A 13,631-nucleotide genomic window follows, 5' to 3' on the forward strand; every position below is an offset into this window, starting at 1 on the left:
TAACTTCAAAAGATCGACCAACGAAGGAGTGTGAATCAGACGGCCTTTAGCAAAGATGTAGTCCGATTCGTCAGTTGGTCGATCAAGAAACGCTGGTGGGAGTCGAACCCACTTGAACCGGGTTGCAGCCGGCCGCCTAGCCATCTGGCTCCAGCGTTAAGATAGGGGTGAGTCTTGAGTTGTGAGTCCTGAGAAAAGGAGGGGTGAAACATGCGTGATCATCGAAAGCTACGAGCGTTTGAGTTGGCGGATGAACTTGTTATGTCGGTCTACTCAGCGACAAGGACATTCCCGAAGGATGAAATGTTCGGACTGACTTCGCAACTCCGCAGAGCTTCCGTTTCAGTCGCATCCAACATTGTCGAAGGATGTGCGCGGAACTCTGAAGCAGACTTCCTCCGTTTTCTCGACATGGCATTCGGATCCATTCGCGAGGTCGAGTATCAGTTGACCATCGCAAGGCGGCTCGAATACACAAGCGGCGAGACCGCCGAACAACTTGCAAGCCAAGCGGATGAGACAGCAAGGGTGCTCGCTGAACTCATCCGCTCACTTCGCTCGTCTTCCTGAATTGCTCAACACTCAAGTCTCAACCCTCAGGACTCATTCTCTAAAAGTAGTCGTCGCGATTGACGCCATCACAGACGCCCCGATCGTAGGCAGCAACGCTTGAATCGATGACCGCTGCCACATGGGCATAGGTCGTTGCGGCCGAGCTTTTCCTCGAACTGCTTGCCTTGGATAATTCGCACTCCGCGTTTGACTTTCGTTTCCGACGGATAGCCTTTACGACGTTTGCTCATCGGCTCGAAAGCACTGTGCGTTTTCGTTGTACTCGTGTTCATATTGCATTGGTCCGTTCCCTGCTTGAGTCGTCGACACGGTTTCAAACTGTGTTGATGGTTAAGACTCACTGATGCTTTCAGGGTTCGCGGCAATCCTGATTCAAGATGCATCAACGCGTGATTGATCTCATTCACTCTTACGAAGAACCAATCGAGCGGCTCTCTCGATTTGCCATCCGTGCATCCATCAACAATCAGAAATACACTGAATAGATTCCAATCTTCGATCGCATCGAGCAGCCGTCGAAGGCGTTCTATGTAATCGCGTCCGAAGTGTTGCTACTTCTGGATCGTAAACGGCTCGTAGTGCAGTCGAAAGATGTTCAGCAAATCTGGATCCGTGACATATTTCGAGAATAACTGCCCTGCCACGGATGCGTGACTATTCAGATCTGCGATCGAAACTCCAGGTATTGCGTTCAGCTTAAACGGATCGTGCGTGTGAATTAACACTCGTAGCTTAACTGAGTCGCGGTTTGCTTCGTAGGATGGATCGGATCGAATGCTGTTAGGACTTCTTCGCAATTAGACATGGCGTTCCCACACCGATTCTTGTTCGCATGACTTGTGGTCTGTTAGATCCTAACGGCTCAATTGGTCGACGCGTTTCAGGATTGTTGACAGTCGATTCGGACCGTGCATTGCATCGCTGTTGAACACCGCTTGTGCAATTGGAACTCCAACGGCAGAAACGTACAGTGAGCGATCACCATTGCCTCGTCGAAGCTCCGTCGCATGATCCGTACCTTGGAACGAATTTTTGTCAGCTCCGATGACCAGCAAGAAACTGGATGCTCGTTCATTCTGCTCCGGCGTCTTTAACACTTGACCGCAGACATTGATTGTAAATCGCGTTAATTTCGCGACGATTCAACGTCCGATATCGACCACTGGCTTTGAGGTTTCAAAGCCAGCCCTCATCGCCCGCAGAATGGCGAGAGTTTTGATATCGATTACTAACAATTAGGACCTTTCGCAGAATATGGACAGCCCGCACCGCTGAAACGGCCTTATGGGCACTCAGAAAAGCAAGTGCAAGTCACGCAACAGATTCTCGTCGGACAGCGCGTCATCAACCCTCGAAACCCTAGGGCTTGACCAAACAGTAGTCGCCGAGGCGCGTGTGACACCAAGGGCTGGACTGCCAATCGTCGTCCACCCGTTCCGTTCAACGCCAGCGCCAAGACTTGTCTGTGGAGGGCTTTCGGTTTCAAAGACTTCTTCACCGGCTTGTCGCTGCACCGCCAATTGGTTGATTACACGCATCGCATCCAATGCAGAAACCACCAAATCCTTGGAAGTGTCAAGGTACATGTCGTTGGCAGAACTGCCCAAGCTTTTGTCCGAAAAATTGTCTCTCGCGATGTTCAGCCAATTGATGATCAGAAGTGCGTCCAGTGCAGACACGCCACCACTCCGATTTACATCAAAAGCATTTAGCGGATTGGTGAGAACGTCAGGATTGGAAATGCGCAATTCCGCTCCGTTATCTCCTGTCAAAACATGATGGGTTGCTTCACCGATCATCGTTGGAGGCTGCACAGTCCAGCCATCCCCAAAGACGACCTCGTCATGTCCATCGTGGATTACCGTCAGCAAGTTAGCATCGTCGGTCACAGACTTGACAGCTTCGACACTGAGGTTCAGCAAGTTGGAACCCGTGCCACGGATATCGATCTGTTCGATTCCTGTCAACTCACCGGCAGGCAGGCTGTGCAGATTGAGCAGGGCTCCGGTGCCGGAAACAACCAGAGTATCGTAACCTTCACCACCATCGCCCCGTACGACGATCTCTCCTTCGGCGTCCGTTTCGACCTCAAAGACATCATCACGCTCAGTTCCGTCGACATCAACGATCGAGAAAACCCAAGCCGGAACCGACGCGAGCACAGTGTCTTCGGAGCTGAACTGCAAGACGTCCCCAACACGGTTGATCCCAATGTTAGAGGCAATGAGAGATGCGTCCAAAACGAATTCTTCGGTAGGGTCTTGGATCAAGATTCGATAGTCTTCTACTTCGCCATCGTTTGCAAATCCGGTTGGCTGTAGGTTGCCGGCAGAACTCAAGCGAACCCGCAGTGCGGTACTTCCAGCAACAGTTCCCGCCGGAAGATCGAATGTTGCAACCTGTGGACCAGCGGCTACTTGGAAATTCACCAGGATCTGTTCACCCTCATCGTTCCAATCACCGTCGCGATTCATGTCTAGCCAAGCATCAACCACACCAGCGTCGGAAGCAACGATATTCAAGCTTGAAGAACTTGGATGATCGGGAAGGGCAATAATGGACGTCAGGAGTGAAACTCCATCGTCCAGTGCGTCTCCGTTCGCCCAAGTGTCGGTAAAGCCATTCAGATCGGCGTCGACTGATTCACCAAGGTAAAGATCTCCGATACCGTGCCTTGCCCCGTCATCAGCGGCAAGGGTCGGATAGTCTGAAGCGAAACCACTGACCGAGCCTACCGGAGCATCGCCGTAGTCAAGACCGATAACGTCGATGGATACGGACATTCGGACTGTTCGATACATCTCCGTGTCGTGAGGCTTGAAAACGACGCTTAGCTGCTGTCCGATGCCCGCCGTTAGCACGCTCCCAAGTTCAGGCGAATATGTAAACTCACCCGCGACCTCCGAGTTGGCGTTTAGTTGATTTTCCGTCAAGGAATCGCCGTAGTAGATGTTCTCCGGCGGTTCCCAGATAACCCGAGGCAGGACTTGCCCATCGTCGATCACTGATGCTGGCAAGAGATCCGAATCGTAAATCTGGAAGATTGGAATACCCGATTCGTCAGTACTTATAGATAACAGTCGATCTTCGCGAACCGCAAGCAACGCATGACCTTGCTGATCGCTCTGTATCTTTTCAACGTTCGCATAGGTCAGCAACGCCCATTTCTGTAACTCCGAGACGCCAGCGACGTTACGGAGAGTAACTAGTTGCCCATCTATCCAAGCGGCGTCGCTTATTTGATTCGAGAGCGAGTAAGGCAGTTGATTGAGTGTCTCCGCATTAAAAATCGCTCCCGACCCGAGCACTACGATGCTTCCATCGGGGGCGACGCGAATCGGATACTGAAATGGCCCACCGTGCAAAGGAGTCTCACTTTGAGCACCGATGCTGCCGTCAAGTTCAATCACTTCTGAGTGCAAGTCGTTTGGGGAGGTTCCATCCCTGAAATGGTAGATTTTGCGATTCGGTTCGCTCCAAACAAATTCTCGTGAAGATCGGTTCCAGTCCTTGTCATCAATCAGGGTGCCATCAGCCGAGTACGTGTAATGGCTTACCCACGCACCAGACGGATCGACAGCAAACAGATACTCACCTGCAGTCGCCAACCCCAGCGGACTGCTCGGAAGCGTGACAAATGGGGTTTCTTCTGGCGAATCATCGTCGAATCGAATTTGGCGGATCAAACCAGATTGGTAAGCCAAATACGCGGCATTGTTGGTCGCGGAGTAAGCCATATATTCGGGAACGCCTACCAGAGCTATCGAGTCGGTGTAAGACTCCGAAATGGGGTCCCAACGGAAAAGACTCCGATGCGCCTGACTAAAGATCAAGACCGTTCCGTCAGAAGCTAACTCGATCTTGTCAGGGGTGAAAGGCAGGCCGACAGGATCCACCTCATTGCCGGGGCTAGCTGGCGAAAGTTCACTTATTGAAAAACGATCAACTTCAAAACCATGGTTCGAACTGACGCTAAATTCAAAAGTCAAAACGTTCGTGTCGTTGACGAAGAAGAAGTCCGGTTCATAGGAAAGCGTCTTGCTTCCGGTCGGCAATAGAGCATTTGAGAACGCTGTTATCTTCTGGCCAGACAGAACGAGCGGCACATTGTCTTCCCAGAAGTCAATCGCATCGATCCCCGTCCCGAAGCTGTTCAGTCTAGTGAGTGAATCGGTCGAGTACACTGTTCCAGAGTCGTCAACAACGGCATGCTCATCGGGGAATACCCAAGTTTTGGAACCACCTGGATAATCGCCGTGATAGGGACTGTCACCGTTGGTCCCGAACTTTCCATCATCGGAATAATCCAAGTAAGAAATGTCTGATGGACCAATCCCGCCCGTACGTCCGAAGATTCGATTATGCGTCGCTGAAATAGACGAACCATAAATGGTATCCAAGTAATCATCGATGGTGTCGATCACCGTGAAGGTGGTTTTGTCGATACTGGTGGCTTTCGTGTACAAACCGGCGGAGTGATTGACGATCAGGATGTTACCGTCAGTGTGAACTGCCCGGACGGCCTGTTGAGTATTTATCAGGTGTGTCGAATTCCGTCCGTCCAGGTCATATCGGTACACAGATTTGTCATAGGCGACATAGATACCGTCGCCATCAACGTGACCTGTGGTGGGCAGTTGCCCCGGTGCGTCTTGTAGACTGATTGGACTGAGCCATTGCTCCGTGTCGATATCGAATCGCTCAACCTGGGCAACGGAGTCCCAGAAAATGTGACCGATCCCATCGTGCTCGATTACGCTCGCTACTAGTAGCCGACGCTGCTCCAGATTCTCACATCGAAGTCCTCTGCGTCTCACTCTTCTTCTACTTCTTGGCATCCTGGGCCCCTTCTTTGACACTGCTTGTTCTCGATAGTTAGGTTCGGGCCCAGTATAGACGAGCCGCGTGATCAGAGCATTGGTGTCCGGGCATTTTGCTGACTCAGTCTGTTTGTTTCTCCTTGGATACACAAAAGCGATGTGATCAGACGCACAAAAACCGAATGGAGTCTCTCGTCTCAGCCACCTGACGTAATCCACCGCCGCATCCGTCCTAGGAAAGCAATTAGGTGATGCATGTCGACCTTACCCAGGAATCGAACCTGGTCTACGACCTTCGCCCCGTCGCAGAGCGATCCATGAGATCGACGTCGCGTGCTATTCCGGCACACTTCGAGAACAGAAGCCAGGTGTGAGTCTCGAGTCCTGAGTCCTGAGCGTTCTTCCTCAAAACTGGTCCCTCAGGACTCACTTCTCATTAGTAACCCGCCCAGGAATCGAACCTGGTCCGACAGTTTCGAAGACTGCCATGCTATCCAGCACACCCGCGAGTCATGTTATTGGTAAGTAAGTCACAAGAGCCGACGACTGGGTTCGCACCAGCATGATCTGCTTTACAAGAGCAGCGCCTTTCTATGTCGAGCCACGTCGGCTTGGGAAAAGGCCCCGCACCAAAGTGCGGGACCGAGCTTCAGTCGATGAACGCGACATGTCGCATTGCGATCGACTCATTTTCAGTGTTCATCAGGACTTGGTGCCAACCATTCAAGATGATCGTCTTGTGATCTGGATGGCGAACTCGTCCGCGAACAAACACGCTTGGGTTTCGACGTTGAGCGACCCAGTGCAGGTGACGAAGTTCAGGCTTGCGACTGATCAATCGCATTCGCTGTCCCTCGGTCAATCCGTTCGGATGCTGGTTACTGATGTAAACCAGTTGTCCGCCCTGTCGAACCACCTCTTCGCAAAGGTGCGGCTTTCCACCGCCGCGTGCGATCGGCTCGTTCCGTAGAACTAACCGCTCATCGACCAACGCCGGATTCTCGACTGGCACGAAGAACCACTCGCCCTGACGGATGAACGCTTCATTGCGTCGACGATTCCGCTTTCGCGGCTTCACGCCGAGACGGTTCTCAAGTGCTCGCACCGCAACCGGCTTGAGCGCGTCGAAAGCTGTCTTCACAGATGAAACAGCTGCCCGCTCAGGAACCGCAGCAACGAACCAATGTCGCTCGTCGTGTCCGCACAAGAACTTGTGCTTTCCGTCGTCTTGTCGCGACATCAACAGCAGGTGTCGTAATGAAGGCTGAACGTCGATCACTTGCGTTTCCGCCAATTGTGGTGGCTGAATCGCGATATCGAAGAACTCGCCTTCGGCGTCGCTGCCGATGTCGATCGAAACTTTTTCTGAGAGAGCCGTTCCCCATCGCCGAACGATCGGCGAATGAACGTTTGCTCGAGCACCAATCCGCGTGAATTGACGCTCAATCTGATGCATACTCATGACATTGCCTTTCAATAGTGTCAAACAAGCGAATGGATGCCGGCAGCCAACGTGACTGCGTATATCGGCAGTAGCCCGACCAGGAATCGGACGTCGCACCAAAAACTTCTGGTTAGAAGCCAGAGATGATGTCCGTTTCACCATCGAGCCGTCTCAAACAAGCGGAAGGCGAGGGAGTCGAACCCTCATCACCCGAAGGTGGCACGCGTTAGCAGTGCGTGTGCGGCAAACCGTATCCGGCTGCCTTCCGTATTGTCGTGGTTCGCTCCGCGAACCAAACGTTATGATCGCGGAGCGATCAACGACTATCAGTGGACCAGAAGGGAATCGAACCCTTCCACCGACTTTGCAAGAGTCAGTCGCCGCCTTGGAACATGCCAGCCCTCTGGAAGTTTGAAGTAAGAAGGGTGAAGCGTGAATTAGGTTCGGTCATTCGAATTCAAACTTCTAACTTCACCCTTCAAACTTCCGAAAGGTGATCACGGATGGAATCGAACCATCGGTCTCCTGCTTGTCACGCAGGCGTCTTAGCCGCTTGACCACGCGATCATGAAGAGGGGATTAGGTGTTAGGGATTTAGGCTGTAGGTTGTCCTAAATTGCTAAACGCCTACGGCCTAACCCCCTTGCGAAGTAGCGGATCCGGGGGTCGCACCCGACGTGCCTGGCATATGAAACCTGGCTGGGCACTGGCCCATCCGCAGTAGATAGGTTGTTAGTATTTAGGTTTTTAGGCTGTAGGTCGGAGGGAACTATGCGAGATCACACGAAGTTGCGTGCTTTTGAATTGGCTGATGAGGTTGCTTTGTTGACGTACAAAGTCACAGCGAACTTTCCGCGTGAGGAACAGTTTGGATTGACTTCGCAGATGCGACGTGCTGCCGTTTCGGTTCCGTCGAACATTGTCGAGGGATGCGGCCGTGATTCGACAGCCGACTACGTTCGGTTTCTCGACATTGCATTTGGATCACTTCGCGAACTCGAATATCAGGTTTCGCTGGCGACACGTCTTGGCTTCGCGAGTGGTGAATCGGAATTGCCTAACAAGTTGATCGAGACATCAAAAGTCCTCGGTGCCTTGATCCGGTCACTCAGGAAACCTAAAGCCTAAATCGCTAACGCCTAAACCCCTAATGCAAGTACTGCGGGAGGGAGTCGAACCCTCAAACACGAACGTTTGAAATTCGCCGCTTTGCCAGTTTGCGTACCACAGTTGAAGGAGGCGTTTAGGGATTAGGTGTTTAGACCGTAGGTAAGGAGTGAATACGCGAAGGTCAGTTACCTTCTCTGCGATTTGTCTTCCTACAGCCTAAACTCCTACAGCCTAATCCCCTACCCAAGTACTGAGGGCGGGAGTCGAACCCGCAAGCACTTGTTCCTAAAACAAGCGGCTCGCCGTTGGCCTACCTCAGCGTGAGTGGAGCACCGGGGAATCGAACCCCGATTTTCTGCGTGCAAAACAGACGTCTTCCCGTTGGACGAGCGCCCCATGGAATAGGTGATTAGCTTTTAGGTTTTTAGGCTGTAGGTTTCTTGACTAAACCGCTACAGCCTAGCCAAGTAGTCCCGGATGGAATCGAACCATCGTCTCTCGGATGTGAACCAAGCATCGTCGCCGTTGGACCACGGGACTCTGGGTTAGGTGTTTAGGCTGTAGCGATTTAGGATGTAGGCAAGAATGCCTTTTATTTGGATTTCCCTAAACACCTACGGTCTAAACTCCTACAGCCTATTGAAGCACGTCCCCAAGGATTTGAACCCTGACTAACTGGTTTGGAATCAGCAGTGCTACCGTTACACCAGAGACGTGTTGGTTTGCCAAAGTGGGAACGCAAGGAATCGCACCTCTCGCCGACTACCACACAATTGATGGCAAGAGGTTTACAGCCTCCCGTGTGGAAACGCTCCCGAACTAGGCTTTAGGCTGTAGGGATTTAGACTGTAGGTTTTCTTGCGGAAGAGTTTTTCCTAATCCCTAAACGCCTAACACCTAGCCCCCTAATTCAGTGACGTGAGCGGGAATCGAACCCGCGGACTCCTGGATGAAAACCAGACGATTCTGCCATCAGAATCTACCACGCCTTCTTGTTGCTTCGATCGAAGCGAGTACCGCATAGGAGTTTCGATCTCCTTCCTGCTGCCTGAGAAGCAGCCGACCTAGCCAGTAGTCGAATGCGGCGTTGTTGAAAGCGATGGCAACGGGAGTCGAACCCGCAGCGACTTGATAGACAATCAAGCTTCCTTCCCAGAGGAACTTGCCACCAGAAGTTAGGCTTTAGGTGTTAGGCGTTTAGGCTGTAGGGATTAGGTTCCGTGTTGGAGGATTTACCAAAAGTCTTACCCCCTACGGTCTATAGCCTATTCCCTACCCCCTTTTTCCCAGGTGACCGATCGGAATTGAACCGACATGGACTTCGTTCACAGCGAAGTTCCTGAAACCAATACAGGACGGCCACAGCACCGGAGACTGGAATCGAACCAATGAACTCGCCTGTCCAATCGTTACTGGGCAGAGCGAGGTGCAGCGACCAACAACTGCTACTCCGGCATTCGGTCTTCAATAACAAAGCACTCCGTCCGGGAATTGAACCCGATCTGCGAGCTTCAAAGGCTCACGTCGCGACTACGCGCCGGAGAGAGTTTTCACAATTGAAGAGTGTCCTGCGGGAATCGAACCCACCTAGCCGGATTGGAAGTCCGCGGGCACCGACCGGCATGGATGCCGGTTGGTCGATTTGCCGCTCGGCCAAGGACACGAAATATGCGGAAGTTTGAAGGGCGAGGTGTGGAACGAAGCGAGCTATTCCACACGTCTCGCTTCACCCTTCAAACTTCGCGAAGCTCCGGCGGATGGACTCGAACCATCACTCGTCTCCTTAACAGGGAGCCGCCTTACCATTGGGCCACACCGGAGGGATAGGCGTTAGACTTGAGGCTTTAGACTTCAGGGGAAATCAATGCGAAACCATCATAAGCTGCGAGCGTTTGAATTAGCTGATGAGTTGGCCGTTACAACGTACCGTCTGACAAAGGATTTCCCACGTGAAGAACAGTTCGGCCTCACATCGCAGATGCGCCGTGCTGCCGTTTCGGTTCCATCAAACATCGTTGAGGGATGTGCAAAGCCTTCTCAGCTCGACTACGTCCGATTCCTCGACATTTCGTACGGCTCGGCCTGCGAACTGCAGTATCAGATCTCCTTGGCTCATCGCCTCGACTTCCTGAACCAATCCGACTTCGAAGTGCTCAATGGAATAGCTGTAGAGACAAGTAAGGTTCTGAGCGGTCTCATTCGTTCGCTGCGAAACAATCTGTAGCCTGAAGCCTAGATCCTAAGGCCTAACACCAAGCGCCCAGTGGGAGTCGAACCCACACTTCCGCCATGGCAAGGCAGCAGGCTACCGCTACATCATGGGCGCAAAAATGCATCACTACCAAATTGTCAAAAATCAGGAGCAGGCAGGAGTCTGGAGACGGGAGACCGGAGGAAAACCTCCAGCCTGAAGTCTGCAGCCTTCAGTCTGCTTAGAGCACCGAGCCGGAATCGAACCCGCATCACCCCGCTCGCGACGGAGGAGTCTTGCCGTTAGACCATCAGTGCTGAGTGAGTCCGGAGGCTGTAGACTGGAGGCAGGAGGAAAGCATGAGAGACCACACCAAACTCCGAGCCTTCGAGCTCGCCGACGAACTTGTATTGCTTGTTTACCGTTTCACAACATCATTTCCCTCTTCGGAACAGTTCGGACTGACGTCACAATTGCGACGCGCTGCTTTGTCCATTCCATCCAACATTGTCGAAGGCTGTGCTCGACACACAGAAGCCGACTACATTCGTTTTCTTGACATTGCTCACGGCTCTGCCCGAGAAGTTGAATACCAGATCACTGTCGCCCAACGACTTGGATACTTAACCGACGAGCAAAGCCAGACGCTGATCGCCAAGTCCGTGGAAACCTCCAAAGTTCTCAACGGATTGATACGTTCGCTTCGTCGCTAGTCCTCCAGTCTGTCGTCTCCGGGCTCCTGCCTTCCTAAGTGGGATCGGTGAGAATCGAACTCACATCGCTCGGATTAAGAGTCCGATGCATTACCTTGTCTGCCACAATCCCGAGTTAGGCTATAGGTGTTAGGCTATAGGCTGTAGGTTTCAATCGTTTGCTTCGTGATCTGTTCTTTTCCTATGGTCTAAAGACTACGGACTAAGGTCTCTCGTCAGTCGGCGTGGCGGGAATTGAACCCGCGCTCTGTCGCCTTATAAGGACGCCGCTCTCACCCCTGAGCTACACGCCGATGCGTAGCCAATGGGGCCGAAGGGAGTTGAACCCTCACCTACACGACGACCAACGCTGCGCGTCGGTGCCCGAAGTCCGTCATGCTGCCAGTTACACCACAGCCCCTTGATAGGCTTTAGGTATTAGCGGATTAGGCTTTAGGTCTTTTTGAATCATCATTTCACTCTTCACCCTTCTCACTTCAAACTTCCAAAGTGGTAGCCCCGAGGATCGAACTCAGCGCGACCCGCGTATCAGGCGCCAGGTTTTCTCTTTGGCTAACGCGGGGGCGACCAGCCCTCGACTACCATGTTGTCGTTTCAAAAGTCGGACACCTCGGAGTCGAACCGAGAGCCTCCTGGTCCCAAACCAGGCGTGCTTCCATCTGCACCTGTATCCGATGTTGTTCGTCGTGCTCGCCGCGGATGATTCCGTCGGCGCATATTTTCCTTGTCAGTGGGCCGGGAGGCGCTCGAATCCTCGTCTGCGGTTCTTCAGACCGCCGCCCGCGTTAGCCAACTGGGCAAGCCCGGCGTCTCAGCTACCAGCCCAAATTGGGTTCGTTGTTGGGGTTGCCCGCTGGGATGCGGACACGAAAAAAGGCTCAGGTGTCTGGCGTGACCCCCGAGCCTTTAGGAACAGTGCCTTCATGAAGAAGTCGTTCGCTAATAAAAGCGAGTGTCACATCAGACGCGGATACGCCGGGGCATTATCTGTATTCAACGGGCTGTCACTATGGACAGGGGCGCCGAAGAGACTGCCTTCGTGTATCTGTTCGAGTCGACTGGATTGGGTTCTTGATAACATCAGAAAGCTCGTTACTCGCTTGTCTGTGAATGTGACTTGTGTGTTCGGAGAGATAGACGCTTTGACGGCCGGATGGTTCGCCAAAAATGTCAGCTTCCGAAAAAATCATTCTTAGCCGACAATGCCTCACACGAACATGAAACACCGCTCAGACTCGAAAGTACTCATAGCACGCGAAAAAAGAATCAGTCGCGGGGTCTTAGGAAACGCAGGTGGTGAGCGGCATGTGCAGTATGAATTTGCTCAATCCGTTCACGCGGTAGTCGCCCGAACGCTGGATGCGGAGCATAGTCACCAAAGTGAGCGTAGAACCGAGCCACGCTCGCTGCAAAAGCCTCAACTTCTCGAACGTCATCCAGTTCCGCCGGCGGAACGAACATCGAAGCTGTACGAATTCCGCGAGGTGAATCGCCGCTGAGAACTTTCGGCAAGAGGATCCGGCGCATCACAGGACGCAAGAACGCAAATAGCGACATCCATTTCGGATAACCATCAACACTCGGATCCTGAACCAGCGTCAAGTGCCGGCATATCTGCCCAAGTGACCAGATGCCACTGCGGTTGTATCCGCTCTTAAGTAGCGACCGAGCCTCTTTGATCGCCGCGTTCAGGTCGTCGAAGTGTAGTTCACGCAGTTGTTCCATGCGGTTAGTTTAAGGCAATAGAACATTGTTGAAACCGTAGTTGCAAACTCTGTCGATTCAGAGCCAACCCTCGATACGAAACTCGTTATGAACTCAATCGAAACTTTTCTTGCCGCGAAAACCTACGCTGTCGCCGGTGCCTCGGCCCGCACGCACAAGTACGGTTACAAGGTCTTCAAAGCCCTCCTGGCCGTCGGCCGCGAGACTTATCCGCTGAACCCGGTCACCAAAGAAATCGACGGCCACAAGACGTACCCGATTATCGCCGACCTACCGCTCGTCCCCGAAGCCCTCTCGATCATCACGCCACCCGAAGTCACACGCCAAGTCATCGACGACGCAATAGCAGCCGGAGTGAAACACATCTGGATGCAGCCAGGGGCGGAACACGAGCAGGCCAGTGAATCGGCACGCGAAGCCGGCATCAACGTCATCGACGACGGCAGTTGCATACTCGTGCTATTGGCTCTTCAATCATGACGCAAGCCGAAGTGAAGATTCGCAAGGCGACGGGGCAGGATCGCGATTCGATTCTGGCGGTCCACATGAGTGCTTTTGGCGAGGCCGAGGGTCCGGTGATCGTCAAACTCGTCGATGAAATGCTCGATGATGCTTCCGGCGAGCCAATGCTATCGCTCATCGCTGAAACGGACGGCAAACTCGTCGGGCATCTTCTTTTTACTTCCGCGGACATCGAACCGGACCATGGCCAAGTTAGTGCAAGCATTCTCGCACCACTGGCAGTTGCGCAAAATCGACAACGTCAGGGGATTGGTGGGCGTTTGATCCAAACCGGGTTACGCCTGTTGGAGGAATCTGGCGTCGATCTCGTCTTCGTACTTGGCTATCCCGACTATTACTCTCGGTTCGGGTTCCGGCCCGCAGGTGTCCAGGGTCTCCAAGCAACCTACCCGATCCCACCTCAAAACGCAGACGCGTGGATGGTAACGGAGCTGAAGCCCGGAACGATCGAGAATTGCGACGGAACCGTCCGCTGTTCAAAAGCTTTAGACCATCCAAAATACTGGGTTGAGTGAGCCAGCATCCGGTTTGCT

General features: G+C 52.9%; 11 protein-coding genes and 19 tRNA genes. 6 read left to right on the forward strand and 24 right to left on the reverse strand.

Annotation, left to right across the window (positions count from 1 at the left end; all coding sequences use genetic code 11):
* Window positions 1–87: 87 nt before the first annotated feature.
* Window positions 88–158, reverse strand: a tRNA-Cys gene (locus CA13_RS34905).
* Between the two features lie 52 nt (window positions 159–210).
* Here CA13_RS34905 and CA13_RS08710 point away from each other — a divergent pair.
* Window positions 211–570, forward strand: a complete 360-nt coding sequence (locus tag CA13_RS08710; protein ID WP_146395585.1) for a four helix bundle protein — start codon at window positions 211–213, stop codon at window positions 568–570.
* 68 nt (window positions 571–638) lie between these two features.
* On the opposite strand, the gene CA13_RS34910 is transcribed toward CA13_RS08710, so the two are convergent.
* The 7 genes from CA13_RS34910 to CA13_RS08735 all read right to left on the reverse strand — a co-directional run bounded on the left by CA13_RS34910 (window position 639) and on the right by CA13_RS08735 (window position 7,404).
* On the reverse strand, window positions 639–956 hold the full coding sequence (locus tag CA13_RS34910) for an SEC-C metal-binding domain-containing protein (RefSeq protein ID WP_419194105.1): 318 nt from the start codon (window positions 954–956) through the stop codon (window positions 639–641).
* Between the two features lie 471 nt (window positions 957–1,427).
* Window positions 1,428–1,670 carry a hypothetical protein gene (locus tag CA13_RS08720; protein WP_146395587.1) on the reverse strand — a complete coding sequence of 81 codons (243 nt, stop codon included), beginning with the start codon at window positions 1,668–1,670 and terminating at the stop codon, window positions 1,428–1,430.
* 195 nt (window positions 1,671–1,865) lie between these two features.
* The gene (locus tag CA13_RS08725) at window positions 1,866–5,390 is read right to left on the reverse strand and encodes a GEVED domain-containing protein (RefSeq protein WP_146395589.1); all 3,525 of its coding nucleotides are present in this window, start codon (window positions 5,388–5,390) and stop codon (window positions 1,866–1,868) included.
* Window positions 5,391–5,833: 443 nt separating this feature from the next.
* A tRNA-Arg gene (locus tag CA13_RS34915) sits at window positions 5,834–5,905 on the reverse strand.
* A 25-nt stretch (window positions 5,906–5,930) separates the two neighbouring features.
* A tRNA-Thr gene (locus CA13_RS34920) sits at window positions 5,931–6,004 on the reverse strand.
* A gap of 38 nt (window positions 6,005–6,042) precedes the next feature.
* Complete coding sequence (locus CA13_RS08730; RefSeq protein ID WP_146395591.1) at window positions 6,043–6,855, reverse strand: hypothetical protein; 813 nt, start codon at window positions 6,853–6,855, stop codon at window positions 6,043–6,045.
* 476 nt (window positions 6,856–7,331) lie between these two features.
* Window positions 7,332–7,404 (reverse strand) — tRNA-Val (locus CA13_RS08735).
* Between the two features lie 204 nt (window positions 7,405–7,608).
* On the opposite strand from CA13_RS08735, the gene CA13_RS08740 reads away from it, so the two are divergent.
* Complete coding sequence (locus CA13_RS08740) at window positions 7,609–7,965, forward strand: four helix bundle protein (protein ID WP_146395593.1); 357 nt, start codon at window positions 7,609–7,611, stop codon at window positions 7,963–7,965.
* Window positions 7,966–7,994: 29 nt separating this feature from the next.
* On the opposite strand, the gene CA13_RS08745 is transcribed toward CA13_RS08740, so the two are convergent.
* From CA13_RS08745 to CA13_RS08780, 10 genes are all read right to left on the reverse strand, one after another.
* Window positions 7,995–8,068: transfer RNA gene (locus CA13_RS08745), tRNA-Leu, on the reverse strand.
* A gap of 127 nt (window positions 8,069–8,195) precedes the next feature.
* A tRNA-Leu gene (locus CA13_RS08750) sits at window positions 8,196–8,267 on the reverse strand.
* Window positions 8,268–8,272: 5 nt separating this feature from the next.
* Window positions 8,273–8,343 (reverse strand) — tRNA-Ala (locus CA13_RS08755).
* A gap of 72 nt (window positions 8,344–8,415) precedes the next feature.
* Window positions 8,416–8,487 (reverse strand) — tRNA-Val (locus CA13_RS08760).
* A gap of 105 nt (window positions 8,488–8,592) precedes the next feature.
* Window positions 8,593–8,663 (reverse strand) — tRNA-Trp (locus CA13_RS08765).
* A 198-nt stretch (window positions 8,664–8,861) separates the two neighbouring features.
* Window positions 8,862–8,936 (reverse strand) — tRNA-Glu (locus CA13_RS08770).
* A 108-nt stretch (window positions 8,937–9,044) separates the two neighbouring features.
* A tRNA-Asp gene (locus tag CA13_RS34925) sits at window positions 9,045–9,117 on the reverse strand.
* Between the two features lie 195 nt (window positions 9,118–9,312).
* Window positions 9,313–9,402, reverse strand: a tRNA-OTHER gene (locus tag CA13_RS34930).
* A gap of 107 nt (window positions 9,403–9,509) precedes the next feature.
* Window positions 9,510–9,610, reverse strand: a tRNA-Gly gene (locus tag CA13_RS34935).
* Between the two features lie 85 nt (window positions 9,611–9,695).
* Window positions 9,696–9,767: transfer RNA gene (locus tag CA13_RS08780), tRNA-Asn, on the reverse strand.
* Between the two features lie 44 nt (window positions 9,768–9,811).
* Here CA13_RS08780 and CA13_RS08785 point away from each other — a divergent pair.
* The gene (locus tag CA13_RS08785; RefSeq protein WP_146395597.1) at window positions 9,812–10,171 is read left to right on the forward strand and encodes a four helix bundle protein; all 360 of its coding nucleotides are present in this window, start codon (window positions 9,812–9,814) and stop codon (window positions 10,169–10,171) included.
* A gap of 31 nt (window positions 10,172–10,202) precedes the next feature.
* On the opposite strand, the gene CA13_RS08790 is transcribed toward CA13_RS08785, so the two are convergent.
* Window positions 10,203–10,273 (reverse strand) — tRNA-Gly (locus CA13_RS08790).
* A 224-nt stretch (window positions 10,274–10,497) separates the two neighbouring features.
* On the opposite strand from CA13_RS08790, the gene CA13_RS08795 reads away from it, so the two are divergent.
* Window positions 10,498–10,851, forward strand: coding sequence for a four helix bundle protein (locus CA13_RS08795; RefSeq protein ID WP_146395599.1), 354 nt, complete (start codon window positions 10,498–10,500; stop codon window positions 10,849–10,851).
* A 39-nt stretch (window positions 10,852–10,890) separates the two neighbouring features.
* On the opposite strand, the gene CA13_RS08800 is transcribed toward CA13_RS08795, so the two are convergent.
* The 5 genes from CA13_RS08800 to CA13_RS08825 form a co-directional block, all read right to left on the reverse strand.
* Window positions 10,891–10,963: transfer RNA gene (locus tag CA13_RS08800), tRNA-Lys, on the reverse strand.
* A gap of 107 nt (window positions 10,964–11,070) precedes the next feature.
* A tRNA-Ile gene (locus CA13_RS08805) sits at window positions 11,071–11,144 on the reverse strand.
* Between the two features lie 308 nt (window positions 11,145–11,452).
* A tRNA-Pro gene (locus tag CA13_RS08815) sits at window positions 11,453–11,525 on the reverse strand.
* 57 nt (window positions 11,526–11,582) lie between these two features.
* Window positions 11,583–11,656 (reverse strand) — tRNA-Phe (locus CA13_RS08820).
* A gap of 461 nt (window positions 11,657–12,117) precedes the next feature.
* On the reverse strand, window positions 12,118–12,576 hold the full coding sequence (locus CA13_RS08825) for a DUF1569 domain-containing protein (RefSeq protein WP_146395601.1): 459 nt from the start codon (window positions 12,574–12,576) through the stop codon (window positions 12,118–12,120).
* Between the two features lie 87 nt (window positions 12,577–12,663).
* On the opposite strand from CA13_RS08825, the gene CA13_RS08830 reads away from it, so the two are divergent.
* Both CA13_RS08830 and CA13_RS08835 read left to right on the forward strand, forming a co-directional pair.
* A complete protein-coding gene (locus CA13_RS08830) occupies window positions 12,664–13,056 on the forward strand; it encodes a CoA-binding protein (protein ID WP_146395603.1) in 393 nt (130 codons plus the stop codon).
* Window positions 13,053–13,613 carry a GNAT family N-acetyltransferase gene (locus tag CA13_RS08835; protein ID WP_146395605.1) on the forward strand — a complete coding sequence of 187 codons (561 nt, stop codon included), beginning with the start codon at window positions 13,053–13,055 and terminating at the stop codon, window positions 13,611–13,613. The genes CA13_RS08830 and CA13_RS08835 overlap by 4 nt, the downstream gene beginning before the upstream one ends.
* Window positions 13,614–13,631: the final 18 nt, after the last annotated feature.

This window comes from Novipirellula herctigrandis (assembly GCA_007859835.1).
GTDB classification, from domain to species: Bacteria; Planctomycetota; Planctomycetia; order Pirellulales; family Pirellulaceae; genus Novipirellula_A; species Novipirellula_A herctigrandis.

Coding starts and splice junctions, on each gene's coding strand:
- CA13_RS08835 (WP_146395605.1), top strand. CDS start 13,053: ATGACGCAAGCCGAAGTGAAGATTCGCAAGGCGACGGGGCAGGATCGC.
- CA13_RS08730 (WP_146395591.1), bottom strand. CDS start 6,855: ATGAGTATGCATCAGATTGAGCGTCAATTCACGCGGATTGGTGCTCGA.
- CA13_RS08710 (WP_146395585.1), top strand. CDS start 211: ATGCGTGATCATCGAAAGCTACGAGCGTTTGAGTTGGCGGATGAACTT.
- CA13_RS08785 (WP_146395597.1), top strand. CDS start 9,812: ATGCGAAACCATCATAAGCTGCGAGCGTTTGAATTAGCTGATGAGTTG.
- CA13_RS08830 (WP_146395603.1), top strand. CDS start 12,664: ATGAACTCAATCGAAACTTTTCTTGCCGCGAAAACCTACGCTGTCGCC.
- CA13_RS34910 (WP_419194105.1), bottom strand. CDS start 956: ATGCATCTTGAATCAGGATTGCCGCGAACCCTGAAAGCATCAGTGAGT.
- CA13_RS08740 (WP_146395593.1), top strand. CDS start 7,609: ATGCGAGATCACACGAAGTTGCGTGCTTTTGAATTGGCTGATGAGGTT.
- CA13_RS08825 (WP_146395601.1), bottom strand. CDS start 12,576: ATGGAACAACTGCGTGAACTACACTTCGACGACCTGAACGCGGCGATC.
- CA13_RS08795 (WP_146395599.1), top strand. CDS start 10,498: ATGAGAGACCACACCAAACTCCGAGCCTTCGAGCTCGCCGACGAACTT.